This is a genomic window from Paenibacillus oryzae, assembly GCF_001675045.1.
Classification (GTDB): Bacteria; Bacillota; Bacilli; order Paenibacillales; family Paenibacillaceae; genus Pristimantibacillus; species Pristimantibacillus oryzae.
In genome coordinates this window covers 261794-287292 of record NZ_LYPA01000065.1, presented here as the reverse complement: position 1 = coordinate 287292, position 25499 = coordinate 261794, and the positions used below count along the sequence as shown (strand labels likewise).

The following is a 25499-nucleotide window of genomic DNA, read 5'->3' as shown; positions in this document are numbered from 1 at the left end:
GCTTTTGCAAAATATGCCCCCATTGCGATTAAAACATTCATTTAGCTACAGCAGGGGCGACAAAATATGCATAATCCCCTCCGCCACCTTTTGCTTGCGGGAACGACGGACAAACCTTTCAGGATCAATCGCTTCGCATAGCTTCAGATCGTCTTCAAAGTCTTTTCGAAGCTTGTTGATTGGCTTAGGATCAAATAAAAAGGCAAGCAGCTCGTAATTACTGTAAAGACTTCTTAAATCAAGATTTGCGGAACCCACGGATGCAATGGAGTCATCTACGATAAGCACCTTGGCATGGATGAAACCTTTGCGGTAGCGATAAATCCGCACACCGGCGTCCAGCATATCCTGAACATGCGATAACGTAGCTAGCAACACAAGCTTGGAATCGCTCACGCCTGGCAATATCAGCTTAACCTCTATCCCGCTTCTAGCTGCCATTGCCAATGCAGCAGCAATGATGGGATCAGGTATAAAATAAGGCGTCGATGCTAAAATACCGCTTTGGGCAGCCATCAAAACGGAGTGCAATACTTCGACAATTTTCTGTTCTTGGACGCTTGGAACGCTTGACACAATCAGTACTTTTTCATCCCCTGTCGCACTATGTCCCGGGAAATAGTTACTGCATTGCCGATCCATCGCTTCTCCGGCTGCGGCCTCCCAGTCCTCCATAAAAAGATGTTGAAGCTCTCCAACGGAGTCGCCTTTCACCATAAGGTGAGTATCCCGCCAAAATCCTAGCTTAGGGTCATGCCCAACATATTCATCTCCGATATTAATGCCCCCCAAAAAACCAGTAACGCCATCAATTATGAGAATTTTTCGGTGATTGCGAAAGTTCAAGCGACGATTAAGAAGCGAACGGAACGGCGGTGCAAAGCAAGCTGTGCGACAGCCTGAAGCATGAAGCTTTTCCAAAAATACACTACCCAGCTTTAACGTACCGACACCATCGTAAATTATTTTAACTTCAACCCCACGTTTTGCTTTTTCCGTCAAAAGAGCTAAAAATAGTTGCCCCGTCGCATCACCTCGAATGGTGTAATAATCGAGATGAATATGATGCTTCGCTTTGCTCATTTCCTTCAGCATGACATCGTAGGTTTCTTCGCCGTTCGTTAATACCCGGGTTTGATTGCCGTTCGTTAATAAAAAATCGGGGCTGTTCGCAATTAAAGCCATTAATTTTGGAAAACGCTCCTTCATATCGCCGAAGGATTCAGCACTGGAGTGAATAGCCGAACAAACAGTTTGGTTTTCAGCCGATTTCTGATTTGTTGAAAAATGCCGCTCTGATTCATTTGGACTGGTTGAAGGATATTTCGTCTGTTGACGATAAGGGGCGGGTCTTCTTCCTATAATCCAATAAGCAACAAACCCAATAAACGGGAGGAGTAAAATCACTAATGCCCACGCCGTAAGATGTGCTTGTCTTCTATGCTCCAGCATTAAAAGCACAGCAAACTGCGCCGCATAAAGCACAAATATCATAATTGTCATTATTATGCCCCAGCAAACCATGTACGGCTTCCCTCCCACCCCAAACATTGAAATTTCCCCTTACGGCGGCTACTGTCTGCATTAACCTAGTGTCGGCGATTGACTGGCGCAATATGCAAAAAAACAGCCTCCATTATGAAGGCTGTTCAATGTGTTATGGGAAGGGAATTCCAAATGAATCATGTATTCCAAGATACCGGTTCAAAAAATTCAAAAAGTTCAAAAAAAAGCTATTGATCCAAAGCCTTTGACTTTGCCTGTTCCGTCTGCCCGCTAATGCTTGAAATGTGCTGCCAGATTCCTTGATGCATGCTAAATCGTTTGACAAGCCCGTTCGGAAGCCTGTGGTGGTAATTTCCCAGCTTGAAGCCCAGCCATTTCGCCCCGGATTCTGCAATTAAACGTGGAATATGAAAAGCTTTATTTTGCCGCCAAAGTCCCTTCATTTGATCCAGCACCATACGAGAACCGGCCCCTCCAACGGAGCGATAAGGTCTTATCATGGGATTGAGTGAAAGCGATAACCCATTATCGAAAAAACGTTTGAACTGCTGCTTGATGGAATAGTTGTGGGAATGGATGACTTTGGCCTCCGGGCAATACGCAATCCTATATCCGCTCAAAATAAGCTTGGCCGACATAAACAAATCTTCATTAAAAATAACCGGCTCCTGAAACTTGCCCATTTTCAAAAACATTTCCTTCGTTATGGCTGAACATACATTGGAGCATAAAAAAGCTTTAAGCCCCAGCTTCTCTACATCCTCGAAAGACTGAATCCTCGGGGTTTGTGGGTAGCTGCTTTCCCGGGCCAGTTTTTCGATTGGAGTTGCATCAGGATAAGGAAGCTGTCTGGCGTATGACATAGCAACAGTTGTTGACGTCTGCCCATTTGCTTTATCCAATATATCAGCCTCGAGCTTATTTTCAACGTTAACAAATAATTTATCAGGCGCTGTAGCAGAAATGTTAGGGCCAAACAACAATGGAGCAATAAGCTCCTTGATCAGATGTTCATTTCCCGGCATTGCATCCTGGGTCATAAACATCAGAATTTGCCCTTTAGCAGCTTCAGCAGCCCGATTACGGGTACCCCCGTGGTCAAACTGACTACGCTTGACCTCCAATACGCGCGCTCCCATAGCTTTTGCGATTTGCGGCGTTTCGTCCGTCGATTCCGAATCAATGACGATAATTTCATGTGGCGGACAGCTTTGCTCCTGCAGCCTTTGCAGCAATTCTTCAAAATTCGGCCCGGCATTTAATGTCGGAATAATAACAGACACCTGTGGAGCATCCGCTCCAATCAGAACATCTATACCATTCTCGGCATCTATTCCAGATTCATAATTGATTCCGTTTTTTTCATAAATTCCATCCACACAATCTATTGTTTTTACATCATCCTTACCATCAGTAGGCATTTTTGTTCATCAAGCCTTTCACAATGGTCTTGCCGATAATTTTCAAGTCGAAAATAAAAGTCCAGTTCTCGATATAAAATAAATCATGTTGTATACGCTCCTGAATAGACGTATCGCCTCGAAGTCCGTTGGCCTGTGCCCAGCCTGTTATACCAGGCCTGATCTGATGCTTAATCATATATTTCGGGATTTCATCACGGAACTGCTCTACAAAAAATGGCCTTTCGGGACGCGGACCAACCACGCTCATATGCCCCAGCAAAACATTGAAAAATTGGGGAAGCTCATCCAGACTAGTTTTTCTTATAAAGGCGCCAAAACGCGTGCGCCGTGGATCATTTTCCACAGTCCATTGTGTATCCGACTGCTTCCCCGACGACACATGCATGGAGCGAAACTTGAGCATGTGGAACGTTTTGCGGTTGTAGCCAACACGCTCCTGCTTGAACAAAACAGGCCCTGGCGAAGTCAGCTTAATGCCGATCGTTACTGCCAGCATAACGGGAGACGTCAGTACTATAGCAATAAGGGAAAATAAAATATCAAACCATCGCTTTAAAATACGGTTACTCAGCTCATCTAATGGAACATCGCGGACATTGATTAGCGGAATACCCGCAAAATTGTCCAGCAGCGGCCTCGCTGGCAGCAAGTCGAAAAAGTCGGGAATAATCAACGTTTTGACGCCAGCTTTTTCGCATGCGTCAATGATTTGACCATATTTGGAATGCGCCTCGAGCGGCAGCGCCATAATGACTTCGTCGATGGGATGATTTTTCAAAATGGTTTGCAAATCATCCAGCTTGCCGATTATCGGCCGCATATGCCTGTATTCCAGAGGATGCTCATCATGAAAGTCATCCAAAAACCCCAAAGCTTCGTACCCCAATTCGGGCCGGTTCATCAGGTTTCGGTAAAAGCTGCGTCCTACAGAGCCTGCCCCAAGAATTAGAACAAAGCGTTTGTTGTAGCCTTTGCGGCGGAGTGAAGATAGAACATTTTTGACAATAAACCGATAAAGACCAATAAAAATAATATTAAGAATAAAAAAGATTAGCAAAAACTCTCTGGAGATGTTTGATTCATTGCTAAAATAAAGCAAGCTCAACAGCCCTAAAAAGCTAGTGGATTGAATTTGTAAAATTTTCAAGACGTCAAAGGAAAAGTTGCTTCTTCGTTTCGGTGAATAGAATCGCAAATAGAAGCCAATCAACACTGTAGCGAATGAGTAAATTGTCCCCCATAGAAGGTAGGTCGAAAAGGGAACGGATTTGACACTATCAAGCAGATCGCTCTCGAATTTCAGCCAATAAGCAGCCAGAAATACGACGAGCGTGCAGAACAAATCCGCCAATATATAAAGTTGCGTCAAAAACCGCTGATTATGTCGAAGCATCCTTATGTACACCTACTATCTTTCAAAATTCGACTCTACCAATATAATACCAAATTTATTGTAGGCGTGGGGTTGATTTTAATGTTTATCACACATACAAAAATTCATTTAAGTACGTCAGCTTTGGAGCGCCTTCTTTTCATTCCGAGACTTAGCCTGTTTCTGTATTAAAGTACGTTTAAACATCATGTTAGGTATTCTCCCCCAGAAAACAGGCATACATTTTAGCAACTCAGGCTCTCGCAAGAGAATATAACCTATTTTTAAGATTTCATAGAAAAAAATAGCTGGCACTCTTAACACTAGATGAATCCCAAAAGACTCGTTTTTTATCAATGTAAAGAAACGATTCATATATGAATGTTGTCGTACAAATAAAGGAATCTCTCCTCTGCTTCCTTTTTTCCACCCTCTTGCATGCATAGCTTTTGCTTCTGGATTATAATATGCTTTCCAGCCAAGCCGATGAGCACGCCAAGCTACATCCACATCTTCTTTATATGCAAAAAACTGTTCATCAAAAAATTCCCCGTCAATGGATATATCAGAAATCAATTTCCGTGAATATAGGGAAGCTGCGCCTGATACGCCAAAAACTTCTCCCGTTTCCCCCCAATTATCAACTGGTTCACCTGCCCCACGATCATGAGCTATTCTCAAAAAATTCATGATTAAACCCGTACTGTCAATCATTCCTGGGTGGTGAGAGAACACAAGTTGCCCGGTAGCACTACCCGCACACTCATTTATCTCCAATGTATGAATCAAGCGTTCTATATAGTCTACTTGCAAACGAACATCCGGATTTAATACCAGCACATAATCGCTGTTTGTTTCTCCTATCGCCTGATTTTGCCCGCCTGCAAATCCGTTATTAATCTGATTCTCAATGAGGATGATCGGAATCAGACTAGTAGCTTTGCAAGCCTTCACAACTTCAATCGTTTGATCAGTAGAGGCATTATCGACAATAATAATTGATTGGATTGGTATACTCTGCCGACCTACTGCAGCCAAACAATCGGCTATATCAGCACTACTGTTAAAAGTTACGATGCATACACATATTGTGGACATTTTTCGCTCCTATTCAAAAAAGACTGACATAACGAGTCAGTCTATTCTATGATTAAGATAATGTTGAAGTGCTTCCTGCCATGGGCAAAACCTTTTAGTTTTAGCGTTGTCCTTATCAGCGAATCTGTTATGGTTAGCAGTCGGCAAGAATCTACTGCCTGCCAGAATTCATAATATTCCCTCTACGTTATTAGCATGGACTATTCACAACATTTTTATCAAGTAATGATAATTAGGCTGAGGCTTTATTACTATTTTTTATATCCCTACTTGTCCAGCATCCAAAATAATTCTTTCATACTTCAGTACCATATCATCGTAACTTTCGAGTCCTCTTAAAACTAGTTGGGAATTATAAGCCATTCGTCTTCTTATTGCGGGATCTTTAATCATAATCTCCATTCTCGAGGCTAAACTATTAATATCTCCTTCTTTAAAAACAAAAGCGTTAATATCTGAACTCACCTGTTCTTTAATACCAAATACACTTGTGGTAATTATAGGGAGTCCGTACGCCATGGCCTCCAAAATAACCATAGGGTAGGATTCATTGTACGAGCAACAAACAAATATGTCCGCTGCTCTATAATACTTCCCTACCTGACTTGTTTCCATTACCATATGAATACGGTCTGAGAAGCCTCCATTATTAATTTGTTTCATTACTTCTTCTTGATACGGTGAAGACCTTCCACCAACTATGATGAATTTTGTATTAGTTCTTATGGTATTAGTATTCATAACCTGATTTGCCGCTTTTACAAAATCTATTTGACCTTTTCTTTCGCATACCGTTCCAACAATTAAAAAAACCACTTCATCATCACTTATATTGAGATTTTTTCTAGCCTCTTCCTTTGTAACTTTATGGCAATAGTTTTCAATTTCCTCTAACATAAGCCCATTATGCACAATATCAAAAGAATCGTTAATATTATACTTTTCAAATAAATCCGCAGTTGCGTTTGAAACAAATACATTTCGATAAGGATAGGCTATGGTCCTACTAGCTATTTCATTAATTTGTGCTGGCAAAAAATCAAAATATGAAACCAAATCTGCACTTTCATGTATATTCCAGATCGATGGTATGCCAGCTTTCCTTGCAGCTTCAATTACATAAAAGGTCTGTAATGTATTTGCATACACAACATCGTAATTATTCTCCAAAATCCATTCGGAGAATTTATCCATTGATGTCTCATATTCTTTTATTGTGTATACATGTTTGATTGGATGTTCAAAAATATGAATTTTTATTCCCAGTTGTTCATAGCTATTTCTTAAAGGGCCATCTTGTGGACAAAATATTTCGATTTCAACATTTTCTCTCTCTATAAGTCCTTTAACCAATTGGAACTGCATTGTTGGCGCACCTTCGAAATTTAAATTAAAGCATGCCATTAATAATTTCACCTTAGGTAAAATATTATCGTATTTCAAGGTAGAAGATGTGTCAAATTGGAAATTCTCATTTTTTAAAGAAAGATTAATATTATAGTACGGATCTTTATAATACTTATATTTTTCTTTGAAATTTAATATTTCTTGTGGATTATCAACATTACCTCTACTCAAGCTTTCATGATGATACAATAATGCATCGGGGACATATACAATCCTTTTTCCCTCATTAATAAGGTTTAAACAATAATCTACATCATTATACGCCACAGCAAACTCTTGTTCATTAAATCCTCCAACTGACATAAAATCTTCTTTGCTTGTAAGTAGACAGGCTGCGGTAACAGCGGAATAGTTTCTTGCTGATCTCGAATATCCCAAATAACCAAGGTCCCAGTCCCCTGTCAATTTAAAAGCATGTCCCGCCAGGCCATCGTGATAACCAATGACTACTCCAGCATGTTGGACTCGCTTATCAGGATACAATAATCTAGCTCCAACAGCCCCGACCCCATGTAACAACTGGTATCCCATCATTCTAGATAACCAATCAGGATTAATTACTTCAGTATCATTATTTAAAAATAATATATACTTAGTGCTGACTTGTTTAACTGCTTCATTATTAATACGAGCATATGAAAATTTATTATTTTCATTTGATATTTTCAACACACGATGAGAAAGTGTACTTAAATACTCAATCGTCTCTAATTCATCTGACTCGTTATCTATAATCAAAACTTCATAGTCTTTGTACGTTGTTAATTCCAGGGAGTCAATACATCTCTTTAAAATTTTATATTGATTTTTTGTTGGAATAATTATAGTAACATTGGGGCCCACATCAGGAAATTGAAGTGCAAACATACCAAGAGCACCCTTCTTAGCAAAGTCTGGCCAATAAGCCTTCCCATTCACTCCACGTCGCTGTAACGCTTGATCGATTGCTCGTTCGGCCCTTTGGAATGCCTCAGGCTTGGCATTTGCATTTAATGCAGTTGAACCTTCTATGGCCCTCCAGTGATATAATATTTTAGGAATATGAACAATTCTATCTGTAAGCTCTGTAATACGCAGTGCTAAGTCATAATCTTGTGTACCTTCAAATCCAATCCTAAATCCACCAATCTGATTAAATAACTCCCTACGAAAACAAAATAAATGGCTAATATACATATAGGTCAGCAGCAATTCTGGTGACCAATCAGGTTTAAATTGCGGAGCATACCTCACTCCATTTTCATCAATTTTATCATCATCTGAGTAAAAAATATCGATATTCCTATTTTCTTGAAGTAATGAGACCATTTCGAAAAGCGCATTTGGCGCCAATTCATCATCATTATCCATCAATAGAATAAATTCACCTGATGCTAATGAAGCGGCAGTATTAGAAGCCTCAGAAATATTTCCATTTATATTTCTAAAATGAATCTTAACTTTATTACTTTCTTGATATTGTTTTAAGTAATCTATTGTTTCATTCATTGTTGAGCAGTCATCAGCAATACAAAGTTCCCAGTTATCGTATATTTGATTTTCAATAGATAAAATAGCTTTTTCCAACCATTCAACCTTTACATTATAAACAGGCATCACTATACTAATTAAAGGTCTATATGTAAAATTTCTTTGTTCTTCAATTAAAAGTTTTGTTAACTTTTTAGACAGGCTATTATTTTGAATCCATACTGCATAAGGATCATTCTTTTGAAATCCACTACTTGCATGTCTTATTGTTTTATTCATCTCATTCATAAAATAGGCTTTAGCTTTATGACTATACATAATTAGCTCTGATAGTGATAACCTATATTTATGTTTCTTACTATAAATAAACCATGCTTTTTTCATGATTTTATTAACAAAATAATAATAACTTTTAAGCCTTGTTGTTACATGTTCTTGCTCTACTTTATTTTTCTTAGGAAGCTCCTCTACATTGTAGTTTACTAGCGGGAAATCCACCCCGTTTATCTGGATAATTAAAGATAAAGTTCCCTTATCCCTTTTTATTAATACCTCCCCGACAAAACCTGAAGTCAGTGAGTCGGGATAATTACAATGTACATCATGCACATCTTCCCTTGCTTCACCATGGTTAATGACTTGACTCATTTTTTCCTTTCTCACAATTAATTTACAACTAGAAATATTATTTATTTTGGAGAAGGCCCATCCCTCAATTGCAACTCTTTTTTTTCCTCTGTTCGAATGAGCATAATCTATATATACATCTTCCACAAAAAATTCAAACACATTCTCAAATGAATACTCAATTGTTCTTATATCAATATTCATCAGAAATTGTTTATTAATTTTATCTACTAAGCTGATATAACCTTGATTTGACGGTAATAGTAAACAAACACTAAAACCACTTTTCAAAGCATCTTCTTCTCCAATGTGTTCTCTAACATCAATTCTATTAATAAAACTGTTGATTTCAAATATATCATTTTCATTATATTGAATTGTAATATTATCGCCCTTGCTTTGTTTATAATAATACCAGCCCTCTATCATCACCACTTTGGCTGTTCTTCCACAATCGAATGCAATTATCTTATCAATATGAAAGTTAAATTTACTTGTCAAAACCATACCTCCATATTTCATTTTAAAGTTTCTGGTTTTCAGTTATAATATTTCGTGCTTTACTTAATTCTCTTTCTTTATCATCAATAACTGCTTTAGCAGATTCAATCTGTTGCCACAAATCAGAAATTACATTTTTGGCGTTGCCTAATTCAGTATTTTTCATCTCAATAACTACACGAGCATTCTCAATTTCTAAATCTTTCAATTGATTATTGTTGCGGGCGGCATCTATTTGCTCAGCATAGTCGTCAATCACACTCTTCAACTTATCTATCTCAAATATTTTTTCTCGAAGAGCATTTTGTGATACTTGAATCTCTTTTTTTAAAGTATTATTCCATTCCACTAATTTATTAATTTCATTTTCTAGGGTATTCACATTGCTAACCAAACTATTAATATTATTTCTGGCCTTATCAATTTCAATCTCTTTATCATCGATTACTTTTTTGGCACTATAGATCTCATCATCTTTATTAGCGCTATGCCGTTGGGCTTCCATAAGCTCAACATCTTTTTGGGCAATTATTTGCTTTGCCTGGTCGATTTCAAAGTCAACAAATTCGTCACAATAGAATGAGCTTTTTATTTGTCGTTCGATAATTTCTTCACTGCATACCGCGATATAATACATCGGCAATAGTATTCCATTATTCATGTTATTTATATTAGAGTCAAGTCTATTAAGTTCCCAAACATAGGAACCCCTAACAACTCTTTGTCCATATATTTCAATTTTAGGAAAACACTTCTCCAAACTCTCTTGAAAATCTGTAAAATAAAATTCATAAATATGATGCGGATTATTAAATTGCTTTTCATCTGAATAAACTGCTTTGTTAGGTGTTGATATAATTAACACACCATCTTTTTTTAATACTCGTTTAAGGTTGTTAAGAGCTGTAAATGGATCAGGAACATGCTCAATTGTTTCAAAACATACAACTATATCAAAATATCCCTCGTCAAAGCTTAACTTGTTTATGTCATCAACTTTATACTCTAGGTTAGGATTAAGATATTTACCTTGAGCAGTTTTAATCGTCTGTGAATCTACATCTACCCCGATTATTTCAGAAGCAAATTGAGAGAGAAAATGAGTACCATAGCCCTCTCCACATGCAATATCAAGTATTCTTTTATCTTTAGCAAACGAAGAGGCTAGATGATATCTATGATTATGTTCATAGTACGATATATCACGTTTATTTGGATAAAATCGCTCAAACATTAGTTACCACCCTCTATTTTATATTGAATATTCAAATCACTAATACCCATCAATCCAATAATATTTTTTTCTGAAATTGATTTAATAATAATGGCGTTTTCGATCCAATCACACATCTCATGACTATCTTGAGTTCCGTTAGCTATCGCTGGACTTATACTATAATTTTCTGGTTGCAAAAAAGGCCAATTAAAGCTAAGGAAAACTCTAATTAATGAATCACCTTCTAGTTCTTGCAAGAAAACATCCTCTTGATTGGTATTTATAGCAAACACAATATTACTTAGTCTATCCCTTACTGTTATTCCAACCATAGGTGAATGTAAATAGTCCTTAATCTTTACAACTAAATGTATATCGACCCGCTCACCAGATACAATAGTACTTACAGGCTTATCATCCACGAGTGCCTCAATCCCAATTATTTCAGCCATTCCATTTCCAAACCTACTATCAATATTTGGAATTCCTATTTGATAAACATTTTCACTTTTAACTACACTTTCAATTTGAGTATCTCTTTTTTTATGTTGTCTCATTTGATATGCTTTTGCTACTTTCATAGGGTTACCTATATCCACAATAATCCCGCGTTCAAGCCATACTACTGTATCGCATAGTGTCATAACAGATTGTAGATCATGCGAAACAAATAAAATCGCCTTACCAGCTTCTTTCAGTTCTCGTATTTTCTTCATAGATTTTTGTTGGAAATAAATATCACCCACTGAAAGAGCTTCATCAATTATCATAATATCGGGATCAACATGAATAGCGCACGAAAAAGCCAGTCGCACAAACATTCCACTGGAGTATGTTTTTACAGGTTGATCTATAAAATCCCCAATATCAGCAAAATCAATAATGTCATTGTACTTTGATTCCATATCTTTATTTGATATTCCCATAACTGAACCATGTAAAAAGACATTCTCTTTTCCTGTCAATTCTGGATTAAAGCCAGCTCCTAGCTCTAAAAGTGATGATATTCTACCATTTATAACGACTTCACCAGATGAGGGTTTTAAAGTCCCTGCAATTATCTTGAGTAAGGTACTCTTTCCACTTCCATTCTCCCCAATAATACCCAATGTTTGATTTTTGGTCACACTAAAACTGATATTATTAAGAGCTGCATGAACTTTATGTAATTTAACTTTGTTAAACAACATTATTTCCTGCAACCTATTACTAGGTTTAGGGTACATCTTATATATCTTTGTTAGATTAGAAACTTTAATTATTTCCTTCATATGCGTACCTCCAATTTCACAAAACATCCGCAAACGATTTTTTCAATTTTGAAAACAATGCATATCCTAATGCAAATAAAATCACTGAGATCAAGCTAGTATATAATAGACTATTAATATCAACTAACTCTGCCTTAAAAAACAGCATTCTGTACCCTTCTATTATAGAATACATCGGGTTCCAAACTAGAACTTCTCTAAATTCTTCTGGAACTGCTGATATTGGATATATAATTGGGGTCATATAAAACCACACATTTATTAATATTCCAATAAATTGTCCGATATCTCTTAAAAATACATTTAGCGATGCTGTTATCATGGACAAACCCGTAGTCAGTAAAAACAACGGAACTAAATACACGGGAAATAATAAAAGATTCATGTTTACAGCTGAAGGATTAAACGTGTAAAGCCCAATTATAAATAAGATAACAGTTATAAGATGGTTTATTAGTGCAGAGGAGAACATAACAAAAGGTAGTATTTGAGCAGGAAAAACCATCTTCTTAATAATACTTGAATTGTCTAGTACAATATTAGTTGAACGACTTAAAGCCTCAGAAAAAAGAAACCATGGTAGTATACCCGCCATTAACCAAAATGTAAAACTAACATCTGCATATTCATTACCAATTTTCATTTTTAATATCACAGAAAATACAAAATAATATATTAATAAACTACTTAGTGGGTGGATTATTGACCACGCTAATCCTAGTATAGATCCTGTATATCTGTTTTTTATATCATTTTTGAGTAAATCTTTAAATAGTTGCAATATCCCCACTCCTAACAATCTCTCTCTTGTTTAATAAACAAGAGGCAAATACTCCATCCAGAGACAATTACCCTCTGTCTTGTTTTTATGTAAATTCATCTAATATGAATAAGAATACCACAATTCAATTGCATATGTCCCCTTCGTTCTAAAGCAATAAATTAACTCTTTATATAAGAAAACTTTGTACTACCTTTTAGTCATATAAAATCGGTCCTTGGTGTTGGCCAAGAAACTCAGCAACTTTATCCTCCTTTAACTTTATTTATATAATGCGTTTATTTTTTAAAAGGTATTTTTCTCAGACTCTTGTATAAGAACAAATCTATCTTTCCATAATACCAACAACATACTAAGGTAAGGGTCAATATAACTAACAACAACGGAACAGATAATTCGTCTCCAACTATTAGTTGAAGATATGCCATCAAAGTTGTTGCAACAACAACATGAGACAAGTATATTCCATATGAGTAGTCACCAAGTTTAATTAAAAGTTTATTATTTTTTTTCAGTTTAATTTTGGTGCTAAATAAAACAGCTATTGAAAACAGTATAGCTAGTAACGGGTATTTTAAATTATTATCATAGACATATAAATGAACAAGAAGAGTAATAGTTGAACATACTATAATTAAAACTAGACTGGTTCTAGGAGCGAAATTAATTCTCCTATGAATATAAAATGATAGGCAGCCGGATATAAAAAAGAGGTTATATTTTGAAAATGGCATTAAATATACTTGTGTCAATAAGTTGGTTTGGACATTTGAAACGATAATTGCAATTCCCCATAAGATAAGGAAATAAATAAAGTATTTTTTAAAAAATTTATTTGCAAATATTGCACAAAGCATGTAGAAAAAAACCTCAAACACAAGTGTCCACTCTATTCCAAGAGGATACTGGATTTCACCCCAAGGAAGCAATGTCATTGCTTGCAACAAATTTTTTTCTGCCACACCCTCAAACACCAAGACCTTAATAAAAATACACAACACAATTGCAAGCCAATATGATGGATAAATTCTTAAAAACCTATTGAGTAAGAAATTAGGTTGACAATTATCAATTAACATTGCCATTACAAATCCAGAAATAACAAAAAACAATAAAGCACCATAACTAAAAAATGAATTAGAAAAAAAAGAGAATTTCGAGCTCATCCCTATACGCTCAGAATAAATCGCAAAGTGATATAATAATACACTTAATGCAGCAAGTCCTCTTAGTATTTGTATTGATTCATATCTTTTCAAAATAAAACACTCCCAGAAAGTAGTAGCACTTACATACATTTTCGTTTAATAGAGTATGAGTTAATAAAGATTAAGCTTTGCAGCGTTAATATAAACTTGAGAATTCATATGCTTTCGTAGTTGTCCACATGGCACTGCTCTAGTCTCCCCACTCCGCAGATTATTTATGTAATATAGTGAACTGAATTAACTTGAAACGATTGAAGTACCAATACTATCTGTAATCTTCTTTCCCTCCCAAGATAATAGTATACAAATAACTTACTGTTATTTTCAATTATCCTATTAGTTCTTTGTTTTATTTTTAATTTCCACATTAGCTTTCCCCTCCCCCAAATGCTAAAATACATAAAGGAACAACACTAGAAATCAATAGAAACTAGAGAATAAGGAGTACGTGCACAATGGCAGCTAAAAAGCAATATGCAGCAGGCAAACGCGGGGGATATTCTGATATTCCGGTTTTTTGGTGGATCGGAGCGTTTGCCGTTGCCCTTTTTTTTGTGATTTTCCCCTATGACCGAGGGATGTTCAACGGTTATGAGGTTGGGTTTGAAAAAACGATTAACAGCGGTTTGATTTATGTCCTATTTCTGCTTCTAGCAACTGCAATCTATCTGGTACGCAAATGGAAGTTGAATAGCCATATCGGCATTTTGTCGATAGCTGTATTTTTATTGCCATTAGTCTATTGGATATCCTCCTGGCAAGCCGTTTCAGGCTATTATGCCACATACATGACGTTAATTTATGCCGCGTTATGCGCTCTTTTCCTTGCAGGCCTTTATTCGGCGCAATGGAATGGCACTAGAGCCGTTATCGAAGGCGGCATTATGGCCTCAGGCGCTATTATTGTTTTGCTAGGCTTATTCTATTTGTTTGGCCAAATGTATAAGCAGGATGCACTCTGGCTGGCGCATGACGGCTATCGGTTAACATCCGTCTTCCAATATTCCAATACATACGCGGGTTATTTGATTGCCCTCTTTCTAGCGGCCGTCTATTACGCCGCACACGGTTCTAAAGCATACATACGTCTTGCATCCGCAGCATTGCTTGTCCCTATCTGGTTATCTTTTATGCTGACGTATTCCCGGGGCGCTATTGTGGTTATTCCAGTCGTTGTGCTGCTGCTGCTGCCATTCCTGCGGTTGTCCAGACAAATAGCCTATATGTTCTATATGGCTGTTTCAATTGGAGCGACTATGATTGTTCTTGGCAAAATTTCATCCAATACAGCCAGCATAGCTGCAATCGTTCAGCCGACCGCTGAGAAGGCGCCAAGCACGATTTCCTTATTTTCGGCGCTTCCGCTGCAAAGCTGGGGGTTAACGCTGCTTGCCTCCATCATTACGCTGGCTGCAGTTTGGCTTTACCAAGCCAAGCTGGATGAATGGATAGAAGCCAAGCTTCAAAAATTGGCGCAGCGGAAGCTCTCGGCAATTATGATGCCTGCTGCACTTGTTGTAGTCGGCGTTGCGGCAGCAGCCTTGCTGCTAGGTATTCCGGCCGTCAGAAGCCTTCTACCGGATCAGTTGGCAGAGCGTCTTGCCAATATTAATTTTCAACAGCACAGCGTGCTTGAACGGATAACCTTCTACAAGGACGGCGTTAAAGCAGCAAGCGACTATCCGGTCCTGGGTGCTGGAGGCGGAGCCTGGCAAGCGATTTATGAGCAATACCAAAACAACCCTTACCAAAGCCGGCAGGCGCATAGCTTTTTTGTGCAAGTGCTGGTGGAGACGGGATGGCTAGGTTTGCTCACTCTGCTTGGACTGCTGGCCTATATTTATTTCCTTTACATTCGATCGTACATTCGTCATCCGGATCTAAGAGGAAGCCATCTTGTTTTCTTTATTATTTCGCTTTCTTTGCTTATTCATAGCGCAATAGATTTTGATATGAGCTATGTCTATATTGCTTCTCTATTGTTTGTATCGCTCGGCTGCATGCTTGCTCCATTTAGCAGCAAGCTTGTTATTCCGCGATTGGACGGCTTCTCCTTCAAAGCTTGGCAGAATAGCATTATCCCTTCCGTTTTGGCTGTGGCCGCTATTGTCATGCTTTTTACAACTATTCAGCAAAATCGCGCACTTTTGATTTACAACGACACTCGCGAAAAAGCCGTATTGCAGCAGAGCAGCTTTCAAGAGTTAATTGACAGCCTGGATAAGGCCATTTCGCTTGCACCTAAGCAATCCGCTTATTCCGTAACAAAAGCTGGCTGGCTGCTGCAAGGCTATGAACAAAGTCAAGACACCGGTTATTTGACGCTTGCAGGTGAAACGCTTGACCAGGTCTCAAAGCACGAACCCTATAGCAAGGGCTATTTTGTATACAAAATGACACTGCTTCAGCTCAAAGGCGACATGGAGCAGCAATTGCTCCTGGCAGATGAGGCCTTGATCAAATTCCCTTGGGATATCACCTTCTACGAAGCGGCAATGAAAAGCTATAATCAGGCCCGCGTGACAGCAGTCGATGGGCAGGATACGGAGAAGGCTGCTGCTTATACGACTCGCATGCGCGACATAAGCACCGAGATTCAACGACGCATCGATCTGCTTGCGACTCTTCCTCCAGAGCAACAGCAAGGCCGGAATTTTGCGTTTACAGAAACGATGAACGCAATTTTGGGTTCGCTTGACTGACCTTATTTTGGCATATTCCATAGCTTTCAAGAATAAATAGTGTTAGTGCATGTTCAATAGGCTGCTTTTGGTTTACTGCGGCCCCTTTGAACAACCTCTGGTAGGAAGTCTGCAGTACCATTTAAGGCGGCCGGAAGGAGCAAACCCGTGAAAGAAGCGCGAAGACCTGCATGGTCATTTGTGGTCATGCGCGGCGCTGACAAAACCACCAAGCAGTTTTCAGTTTCAAAGCGATCTGTTGTAGCGATGCCTCTTGCGGCCATCCTGGCTGTAACGGGCACCATTGCCGGACTTCAGATTAAAGCTGCCCTGGAACTGGAAACGCTGGAGCAGGAGCTGGCTGATCAGTCTGCCTATTTCACAACAAAAATGACCGGTTTAAACGGAGTAGTTGATACAAAAGATGAAGAAATCGCCATGCTTAAGCAGGAAATATTGGATTTGTCGCGCCAGTCGCAGGAAATGAGGAAAAAAGTACAGGAGCTGCAGGAGCTGGAGCAAAAGCTTAAGCTTTTTATTGAAACCTACGGCGGCTCTATTCCCTCGATCGACGAGCAAAACTCGACTAACGATTCGGCGGATTCAGCGAATGCGGATTCAGCTAATTCGGAAAGCTCCAGAACCGGTTACAGGGCTAGAGCCAATACGATTGTACCTTTAGCCATGAGCAGCAGATTTACCCAAGCCTCAGCGTCTCCCAGAGCAGCCCTTGCTTCATCAAATGATGACTCCTCCATGCATGGAGGAGCATCCTTAAAGACCGAGCTCCCCTCTCAATCCGATGCCAGCTTGCATCAAATGGCGTCGCTTGCCCGGCAAACGGGAGTTGATCTTGCCTCGCTTGGGGAAATGGTAGATGCCATGGAAATTTCGATGGCTCAAACTCTCATGCAGGCACAGCGTAAAAGAGCAGCGGTTGACGCTTATCCTTCCTACTGGCCTACCAGCTCAAGACAGCTGACATCCGGCTTTGGCTACCGGAAAGACCCCTTTACCGGCCGTGCAACCTTTCATGCAGGCATCGACATCAATGGCAAAAATGGCGACGCAGTCTTCAGCGCAGCGGAAGGCACCGTTTCAACGACCGGCTATGATTCGCAATTCGGCAACTACGTCGCAATCGATCATCTAGGCGGTCTGCAAACCCTGTATATGCATCTGCAAAGCATCGCAGCCACCGAAGGAGATACCGTCGTGCGGGGCGAAAAAATCGGAACCATCGGCTCAAGCGGCCGAAGCACAGGGGCTCATCTTCATTTTCAAATCATGCAAAGCAGCGAACCTGTCAATCCGCTTGGCTATCTGCAACGAAAATAACAGCTGCGGAATGCCGAAGTACAAGTTCAAAAAGTACGCTTTTCAGCACCGAGAAGATGGAACAAAGCTGGAAAAGGAGGCAAGGGGAATGTTCAAGGACAATAAACGCCTGGTCGCTGCCGATACATTGATTGGCCAAGGCACGATTGTTGAAGGCAAGCTGATGAGCGAAGGAAACCTGCGTATTGAAGGCGAATGCCGCGGCGATATTATCTGCCATGGCGATGTCGTTATAGGCGAATGCGGCATAGTCCGTTCTGCTGTGGAAGCAAGGGATATTACTTTAGCCGGTAAGCTATATGGAGATATTACAGCCAAGGGCCGACTGATCATTACCTCCGCCGGTCATCTTATTGGCAATGTATCGGCCGCTTCTCTGGTTATCCAGGATGGCGGAATGGTTAACGGGCATTGCCGGACAGAAAGTCAGAATACACAAGCAGAGAGCGCCAAAACACGGCAGTCGCCAGATGCTTCATCATCGCAGCCTGCTAACGGGAAAAACGCCCCCAAACCGGAAGGCGGAACAGAAGAAAACCGGATCAAATCCCGGCAAGCCGGTTGAAGCGACGTGAGAAAAGTTCTGTAAAGACCCATATCGGATGAATGGCCCGTTTAGCGATCGGCTTCATTGCTACTGAGAATAAGTTTTTCCTGGTTAAGCTGAATCCTGAAAAAAACTGAAAAAGGGGCTGTCCGAAAAGTCTGTTACAGTGAATAAATATTCAGCAAAACCCGTCCCTCCCGGAAAAGGGTGTCTTGGAAGCTCAAACATTTTTGTCCGCTTTATTTTGATCCTATTTGTAGTGGATAAAAGCGGACAAAAAAACTCGCCCTCAAGACACCCTTTTCCATCCGGTCCTCTCTGCTGAATATTTATTCGTTTCACTTTACTTTTTGGACAGCCCCTTATTTTTTCTCTGCTATAGCTTCTTGCCTGCCTAGTTGGCTACGTCACGTTTAGTAAACACCAGCCACGCAAGAGCCATAAATAAGACGTAATAGACAGCCAGCACGCCAAGTGAAAAGCCCAACGTCATACCGGGTCTGATGCCCATTCCGCTACCCGACAAATATTGGGTAAGGTCAAGATGGATAAACAATACATAATCCACCCACTTTTGCTTCAGGAACATAATGAGCGAGGCAATATTGTTGACAATCAGAATCTGGAACAAGGCAATGCCCACGGCCAGCACGCTGCTGCGGAACATGGACGATAGCATAAAAGCAATCGTAAGCGTCATGATGGTTTCAATAAACTTGAGCCCGTAAAATTTCAAGATATGAACGAATACCCCGCTCCCGGCTTCAGCAGGCATCATCGCTGCTTCAATACCCGTGTTGCCAATGCCAAAGATCAGCCAATTGATGAGCAATACAGATGCAAACAATACTACTGACATAAGCAAAGCGTATAAAAAGACGGCGATATATTTGGATAGCAATATTTTGGAGCGCGACCATGGGCGGATAAGCAAAAGCTTGATTGTGCCGCCAGAAAACTCCTCGGCAACGGAGGCTGCAGCAACAATGACAACAAAAATTGTCACCAGACCGCTCATCAGCATGGATTCAAAAAAAGCAACGTCCCACATCGAGGTATCCCGCCCGCTCACAGCAAGCCAAATCAACGAGGCTATCAACACCAAGCCTGCCAAAAGCCCCCCCATCACATACGTGCGCGGACGTCTATATATTTTCATGTTTTCATTTCGGACAAGATTCATAAAATCAAACACGTTGCTCGCCTCCCGTAATTTCAAGGAATTGATCCTCAAGCGTTTTAACCTGTTGACGGATGCCATATACCTTGACGCCCGAAGAAACCAGAATTTCATTAGCCTCGGCAATTTCCTCGCGCTGCGCAAAAACAGCAACAACTCCCGGCGCTACCATTTCAGCCTGCTTGCCTCTTGCTGTGAGCGCTGCATGAGCAGGCTGCTCCGCATTGACCTCAAACAGCACGCGCATGGCCTGGTCGCCTTTTGAGCCATGCTCCAAATTCCGGATATCGATTAGCCTTCCATTTTGAATAATTGCAACCTGATCACACATCAATTCCATCTCCGAGAGCAAATGAGAGGAAACAAAAACGGTAATATTCTCTTCCTTCGCCAGCCTGCGCAAATAATCGCGAAGCTCTCGAATGCCTGCCGGATCAAGACCGTTGGTCGGCTCATCCAGAATGAGCAGTCCGGGCTTGTGCAGCATAGCCTGCGCCACGCCAAGTCTTTGCCTCATCCCCAATGAATAGGTTTTGACTTTGTCGTGAATTCGGCCTTCCAGTCCAACCATTTGTACAATTTCCTTAACCCGATGCTCGGTCACGCCCGGAATCATGCGGGCAAAGTGAATCAGGTTTTGCCAGCCAGTTAAATATTTGTACATCTCGGGATTTTCCACAATCGCCCCGACATGACGTATCGCCTGCTCAAAGTTTTGCTTGACGCTTAGCCCATTTATAAAAATCTCACCGGAGGTGATCGATATAAGCCCCACCATCATCCTTATTGTTGTCGTTTTCCCTGATCCGTTAGGGCCAAGAAAACCAAATACCTGACCACGGGTCACATCCAGCGATAGATTATCTATAATCTTTCGTTTGCCAATGACTTTTGTTAAATTTTTCAGCTGTACGATTGGCTGCTCCATTCCTGTTTCCTCCTCTATGTAATGGGTATCATTTCCAAACAACACAATACCTCCATTATATACGCATCTTCCTTCAAAGGGTAGCAAAGTAGTAAAAGAACATACTACTAAAATACACACTTTTATATAAGTGCAAACACATAAAAGAAAAATCCGCAGCAGGACGGAAGCCTGACTGCGGATTTTTTTCCCTTGCAAAATGTAAACCTTATTTGTTGCCGGTACGCGCAAGCTCGCGTTTATTGGCTTCGAATGCCGCCAGCAGAGCGTCTCCGCCTTGCAGGCCGGAATCCTCCGCTTTGCGAATTTGCTCCAGCATTTTTTTGTAATCCTTAGGAATAACCTTAACAAACTTGGACAAGGAGGTTTCCCAGTTTTCAAGCAAACGGGATGCAATTGCGCTTTCTGTATACTGGATGTGACTTTCCATCATGCCGCGCAGCTCGGCAATGTCATCTGCTTCCTCGACACGCTCCAGCAGCACCATTTCCAGATTGCAATGATTGTAGAAATCGCCTTTTTCGTCATAGACATAAGCAACGCCGCCCGACATGCCTGCGCCGAAGTTCCGCCCTGTGCTTCCCAGAATAACGACGCGCCCGCCAGTCATATATTCGCAGCCATGATCGCCTACGCCTTCAACAACAACTTTGGCTCCGCTGTTCCGTACGGCAAAGCGCTCTCCGGCAATGCCGCGAATATAAGCCTGGCCGCTGGTAGCGCCATATAAGGCCGTATTGCCGATTATGACATTTTCTTCGGCGACAAATGTTGCTTTAGACGATGGAGCTACAATAATTTTGCCGCCCGACAGCCCTTTGCCGAAGTAGTCGTTAGAGTCGCCCTCTACAGACAAGGTAATGCCTTTAGGGACAAAAGCTCCAAAGCTCTGGCCTGCCGTTCCGACAAAATGATACCAGATTGTATCCTCAGGCAAGCCCTGCGCGCCATACCGGCTTGTCACCTCATAACCAAGGATCGTGCCAACAACGCGATTGGTGTTCAGGATCGGGAATGTGCCGCGTACCGTTTCGCCGCGCTCAATCGCGGGCGCCGCGTTAGGAACCAGCTGCTGCATGTCCAGCGACAATTCCAAACCGTGATTTTGCTCCTGAATATTGAAGCGCGATGCGCCTTCTTCAACCTCGGCTTCATACAAAATGCCGGACAGGTCAAGTCCTTTTGCTTTATAATGCTGAATCAGTTCTTTAGTTTCCAGACGGTCTACGCGGCCCACCATTTCCTGAATGGTGCGGAAGCCAAGCTCAGCCATAATCTCGCGCAATTCCTCGGCGATGAAACGCAGATAGTTCACGACATGGGCAGGCTCGCCCATAAACTTTTTGCGCAGCTCCGGATTTTGCGTGGCGACACCGACTGGACAAGTATCCAGATGGCAGACGCGCATCATAACGCAGCCAAGGACGATCAGCGGCGCTGTGGAGAAGCCATACTCCTCTGCCCCCAGCAGAATAGCGATCGCAACGTCGCGGCCGTTCATCATTTTACCATCCGTCTCAATCACAACGCGGTCGCGCAGATTGTTCAGCATCAAGGTCTGATGCGTTTCCGCAAGGCCAAGCTCCCATGGCAAGCCAGCATGGCGGATAGATCCGATCGGCGATGCGCCCGTGCCCCCGTCATAGCCGCTGACCATGATGACATCGGCGCGTCCTTTGGCAACGCCGGCGGCAATTGTGCCGACGCCAACCTCGGATACGAGTTTAACGTTGATGCGCGCTCGCGGATTGGCATTTTTCAAATCGTGGATCAGCTCGGCCAAGTCCTCGATGGAATAAATATCATGATGCGGAGGCGGCGAAATAAGACCTACGCCCGGCGTAGAGCCGCGCACCTCTGCCACCCAAGGGTAAACCTTAAGGCCAGGCAGTTGTCCGCCTTCGCCTGGTTTTGCGCCTTGAGCCATTTTGATCTGGATTTCATCGGCATTAACCAGATAATTGCTCGTTACGCCAAAACGTCCCGATGCAACCTGCTTGATGGCGCTGCGGCGCAAATCGCCGTTTTCATCAGGAGTGAAGCGCGCAGGGTCTTCGCCGCCTTCACCTGTGTTGGACTTGCCGCCCAGGCGGTTCATAGCGATCGCGAGGCTTTCATGCGCTTCCTTGCTGATGGAGCCAAAGGACATAGCGCCCGTCTTGAAGCGTTTAACAATGGACTCAACGGATTCAACCTCGTCAAGCGGAACAGAGGCTCTGTCCTTCTTGAAATCGAGCAGCGAACGAAGCGTCAGATGGCGCTTGTTCTCCCCTTGCACCAGCTCCGAAAACTTTTTGTACAGCCGATAGTCGTTGGAGCGGCTGGCCATCTGCAGCGTATGAATGGTTTGTGGCGTGAACAAATGGTCCTCGCCGTCCTTGCGCCATTGATAATCGCCGCCGGAATCCAGCTCCTTCTCTCCGCCCTCCTGCTCGGCAAAAGCGCGGTTGTGATGCTTCAGCGTTTCCTCTGCAATCACATCCAGACCGATGCCGCCGATGCGGGATGGCGTCCAGGTGAAATATTGATTGATAACGTCCTCGCGAAGTCCCAGCGCCTCAAAAATTTGCGCGCCGCGATACGACTGGATCGTGGAAATGCCCATTTTGGACAATACTTTAACAACGCCTTTGGTAGCGCCTTTAATATAGTTTTTAACGGCCTTTTCATGCGAAACGCCGCGCAGCATGCCTTGAGTAATCATGTCGTCCAGACTCTCGAACGCCAGATAAGGGTTGACGGCATTGACGCCATAACCAAGCAGAAGCGCAAAATGATGCACCTCGCGCGGCTCGCCGGATTCCAGCAAAATGGCTACCTTGGTCCGGGTGCCCTGACGGATCAGATGATGATGCAGGGCGGAAACCGCAAGCAAGGCCGGAATTGCAGCATTATCCTTGTCAACTCCGCGGTCTGACAGAATCAGCAGATTATGCCCCTTCGCAATGACGCGATCGGCAGCTTCGCACATTTCAGAAAGTGCGTCGCGCAAGCCTTCCTCGCCCTTGTCCGAAGGGAAAAAGATCGGCAGCGTAATCGCCTTGAAGCCTTCACGGCGTACATGGCGCAGCTTTGCAAACTGTTCATTGGACAGGATCGGAGTATCCAGCTTGATATGGCGGCAGCTCTCCGGCTCAGGATTGAGCAGGTTGCGCTCAGGCCCGATTGTGGTTCCCGTGGCGGTAATAATTTCTTCGCGAATCGCGTCGATTGGCGGATTCGTTACCTGCGCAAACAGCTGCTTGAAGTAGTTATACAAGCGTTGAGGACGCTCGGACAATACAGCCAGTGGCGCATCGTAGCCCATGGAAGCGAGCGGCTCCTGGCCGCCAATTGCCATCGGCTCCAATATTTTGCGCAAATCCTCAAAGGTATAACCAAACGCCTGCTGCCGTTTTTGAATGGTTTCATGGCTTGGACCCGGCAGCTCCGGCGCTTCCGGCAGCTCCTCCAGATCAACCAGATGCTCGTTCAGCCATTCGCGGTACGGCTGCTCCGAAGCGATTGCCGCCTTAACCTCCTCATCGGAGATGATGCGGCCTTGCTCCGTATCAACAAGAAGCATGCGGCCCGGACGCAAACGATCCTTGTAAAGGATATTTTCTGCCGGAATTTCCACAACGCCCGCTTCCGAGCCCAGAATGATGTGATCATCCTTCGTCACGTAATAACGGGCAGGACGCAGTCCGTTCCTATCCAGCATAGCGCCGATTTGCGTGCCGTCCGTAAAGCCCATTGCAGCCGGTCCGTCCCATGGCTCCATCAGCGTGCTGTGATATTCGTAAAACGCCTTCCGCTCGTCGCTCATGCTTTCATGATTGGACCAAGGCTCCGGCACCATCATCATGGCGGCATGAGGCAAGGAACGGCCTGCCAGATACATAAACTCCAGCGTATTGTCGAACATGGCCGTATCGGAGCCGTCCGGGTTTATAATGGGCTTGATTTTATGAAGATCCTCGCCGAACAATTCGCTTTGGAACAACGTCTGACGCGCATGCATCCAGTTGACATTGCCGCGAAGCGTATTGATTTCGCCGTTATGAATCAAATAGTGGAACGGATGCGCCCGCTCCCAGCTCGGAAAGGTGTTTGTACTAAAACGGGAATGCACTAATGCAATGGCGGAAACAACCGACTCATCGTTTAATTCCTTATAAAAAGAACGAACCTGCTCTGTCGTCAGCATGCCCTTATAAACGATTTTTTTGGAGGAGAGGCTCGGGAAATAAAACATGCTCCCGCCTTCCTTGCCGGCAAAGCGAATGGAAAGCTCCGCGCGTTTGCGGATCACATACAGCTTGCGCTCAAAGGACAAAACGTCCTTCAGCTCCGGATTGCGTCCGATAAAAATCTGACGGACAAAAGGTTTGACGGACAACGCGGATTTGCCCAGCTTGCTGTCATCCGTCGGCACCGTGCGCCAGCCGATCAGCGTCTGCTTCTCTTCCTCTATAATGCCCTCCAGCTCGCGCTCGATCGCGGCGCGCGCGGACTCGTCCTGCGGCAGAAAAATCATGCCTACGGCATATTGTCCCGGCTCCGGCAGTTGGATCTCCTGCTTGCGAAGCTCGGCGGTAAAAAAGTCATGCGGTATTTGCAGCAAAATACCGGCGCCGTCGCCCGTATTCGGCTCGCTTCCCTGACCGCCGCGATGCTCCATATTTTCAAGCAAATGAAGCGCCTGGCTGATGACCTTATGTGACTTAACCCCTTTAATGCTGGCTACAAAGCCCATTCCGCAAGCGTCTTTTTCAAACTGCGGATCATAAAGTCCTTGCTTAGGAGGCAATCCCATAATATGTTCTTTCATTTCTGCGCAACCTCTCTATTAGAAGATTTGGGCAAGCAATAGCAAATTCGGGCAATGCCCTGGCTTGATCACTTCATTTAGCTTCATTTTTGGCTGAAATTATCATAGAATGGTAGTGGTCAGGCTCGCCA

The 25499-nt window shown here is 42.4% G+C and carries 15 protein-coding genes; 3 read left to right on the top strand and 12 right to left on the bottom strand.

What is annotated here, in order from left to right:
• Positions 1 to 45: 45 nt before the first annotated feature.
• The 9 genes from cls to A7K91_RS17125 form a co-directional block, all read right to left on the bottom strand.
• Complete coding sequence (gene cls, locus A7K91_RS17165) at positions 46 to 1494, bottom strand: cardiolipin synthase (protein WP_281198645.1); 1449 nt, start codon at positions 1492 to 1494, stop codon at positions 46 to 48.
• Positions 1495 to 1733: 239 nt separating this feature from the next.
• Positions 1734 to 2927 (bottom strand): glycosyltransferase family 2 protein, encoded by a 1194-nt coding sequence (locus A7K91_RS17160; protein WP_082967525.1) that lies wholly within the window; start codon positions 2925 to 2927, stop codon positions 1734 to 1736.
• On the bottom strand, positions 2917 to 4323 hold the full coding sequence (locus A7K91_RS17155) for an undecaprenyl-phosphate glucose phosphotransferase (RefSeq protein ID WP_068684907.1): 1407 nt from the start codon (positions 4321 to 4323) through the stop codon (positions 2917 to 2919). The genes A7K91_RS17160 and A7K91_RS17155 overlap by 11 nt, the downstream gene beginning before the upstream one ends.
• 117 nt (positions 4324 to 4440) lie before the next feature.
• Positions 4441 to 5400, bottom strand: coding sequence for a glycosyltransferase family 2 protein (locus A7K91_RS17150; RefSeq protein ID WP_068684905.1), 960 nt, complete (start codon positions 5398 to 5400; stop codon positions 4441 to 4443).
• Positions 5401 to 5658: 258 nt separating this feature from the next.
• Positions 5659 to 9405, bottom strand: coding sequence for a glycosyltransferase (locus tag A7K91_RS17145; protein ID WP_068684903.1), 3747 nt, complete (start codon positions 9403 to 9405; stop codon positions 5659 to 5661).
• A 22-nt stretch (positions 9406 to 9427) separates the two neighbouring features.
• On the bottom strand, positions 9428 to 10639 hold the full coding sequence (locus tag A7K91_RS17140) for a class I SAM-dependent methyltransferase (RefSeq protein WP_068684901.1): 1212 nt from the start codon (positions 10637 to 10639) through the stop codon (positions 9428 to 9430).
• Complete coding sequence (locus A7K91_RS17135; protein WP_068684900.1) at positions 10639 to 11892, bottom strand: ABC transporter ATP-binding protein; 1254 nt, start codon at positions 11890 to 11892, stop codon at positions 10639 to 10641. Before A7K91_RS17135 ends, A7K91_RS17140 begins: the two co-directional genes overlap by 1 nt.
• A gap of 16 nt (positions 11893 to 11908) precedes the next feature.
• Entirely contained in the window at positions 11909 to 12673 is a 765-nt protein-coding gene (locus A7K91_RS17130) for an ABC transporter permease (RefSeq protein ID WP_169833424.1), read from the bottom strand.
• Positions 12674 to 12951: 278 nt separating this feature from the next.
• Positions 12952 to 13932: an acyltransferase family protein gene (locus A7K91_RS17125; RefSeq protein WP_068684896.1), complete on the bottom strand. Its 981-nt coding sequence runs from the start codon at positions 13930 to 13932 to the stop codon at positions 12952 to 12954.
• A 404-nt stretch (positions 13933 to 14336) separates the two neighbouring features.
• Here A7K91_RS17125 and A7K91_RS17120 point away from each other — a divergent pair, with 404 nt between their 5' ends.
• From A7K91_RS17120 to A7K91_RS17110, 3 genes are all read left to right on the top strand, one after another.
• Positions 14337 to 16583: an O-antigen ligase family protein gene (locus A7K91_RS17120; RefSeq protein ID WP_068684894.1), complete on the top strand. Its 2247-nt coding sequence runs from the start codon at positions 14337 to 14339 to the stop codon at positions 16581 to 16583.
• 147 nt (positions 16584 to 16730) lie between these two features.
• The gene (locus A7K91_RS17115) at positions 16731 to 17900 is read left to right on the top strand and encodes a M23 family metallopeptidase (protein WP_068684891.1); all 1170 of its coding nucleotides are present in this window, start codon (positions 16731 to 16733) and stop codon (positions 17898 to 17900) included.
• A gap of 88 nt (positions 17901 to 17988) precedes the next feature.
• Positions 17989 to 18465, top strand: a complete 477-nt coding sequence (locus tag A7K91_RS17110) for a bactofilin family protein (RefSeq protein ID WP_068684890.1) — start codon at positions 17989 to 17991, stop codon at positions 18463 to 18465.
• Between the two features lie 376 nt (positions 18466 to 18841).
• Here the strand turns inward: A7K91_RS17110 and A7K91_RS17105 are convergent, their stop codons facing one another.
• From A7K91_RS17105 to gltB, 3 genes are all read right to left on the bottom strand, one after another.
• Positions 18842 to 19642, bottom strand: a complete 801-nt coding sequence (locus A7K91_RS17105) for an ABC transporter permease (protein WP_068684888.1) — start codon at positions 19640 to 19642, stop codon at positions 18842 to 18844.
• Positions 19635 to 20555, bottom strand: coding sequence for an ABC transporter ATP-binding protein (locus A7K91_RS17100; RefSeq protein ID WP_245697596.1), 921 nt, complete (start codon positions 20553 to 20555; stop codon positions 19635 to 19637). Before A7K91_RS17100 ends, A7K91_RS17105 begins: the two co-directional genes overlap by 8 nt.
• A 208-nt stretch (positions 20556 to 20763) precedes the next feature.
• Positions 20764 to 25368, bottom strand: a complete 4605-nt coding sequence (gene gltB / locus A7K91_RS17095) for a glutamate synthase large subunit (protein ID WP_068684886.1) — start codon at positions 25366 to 25368, stop codon at positions 20764 to 20766.
• Positions 25369 to 25499 lie beyond the last annotated feature (131 nt).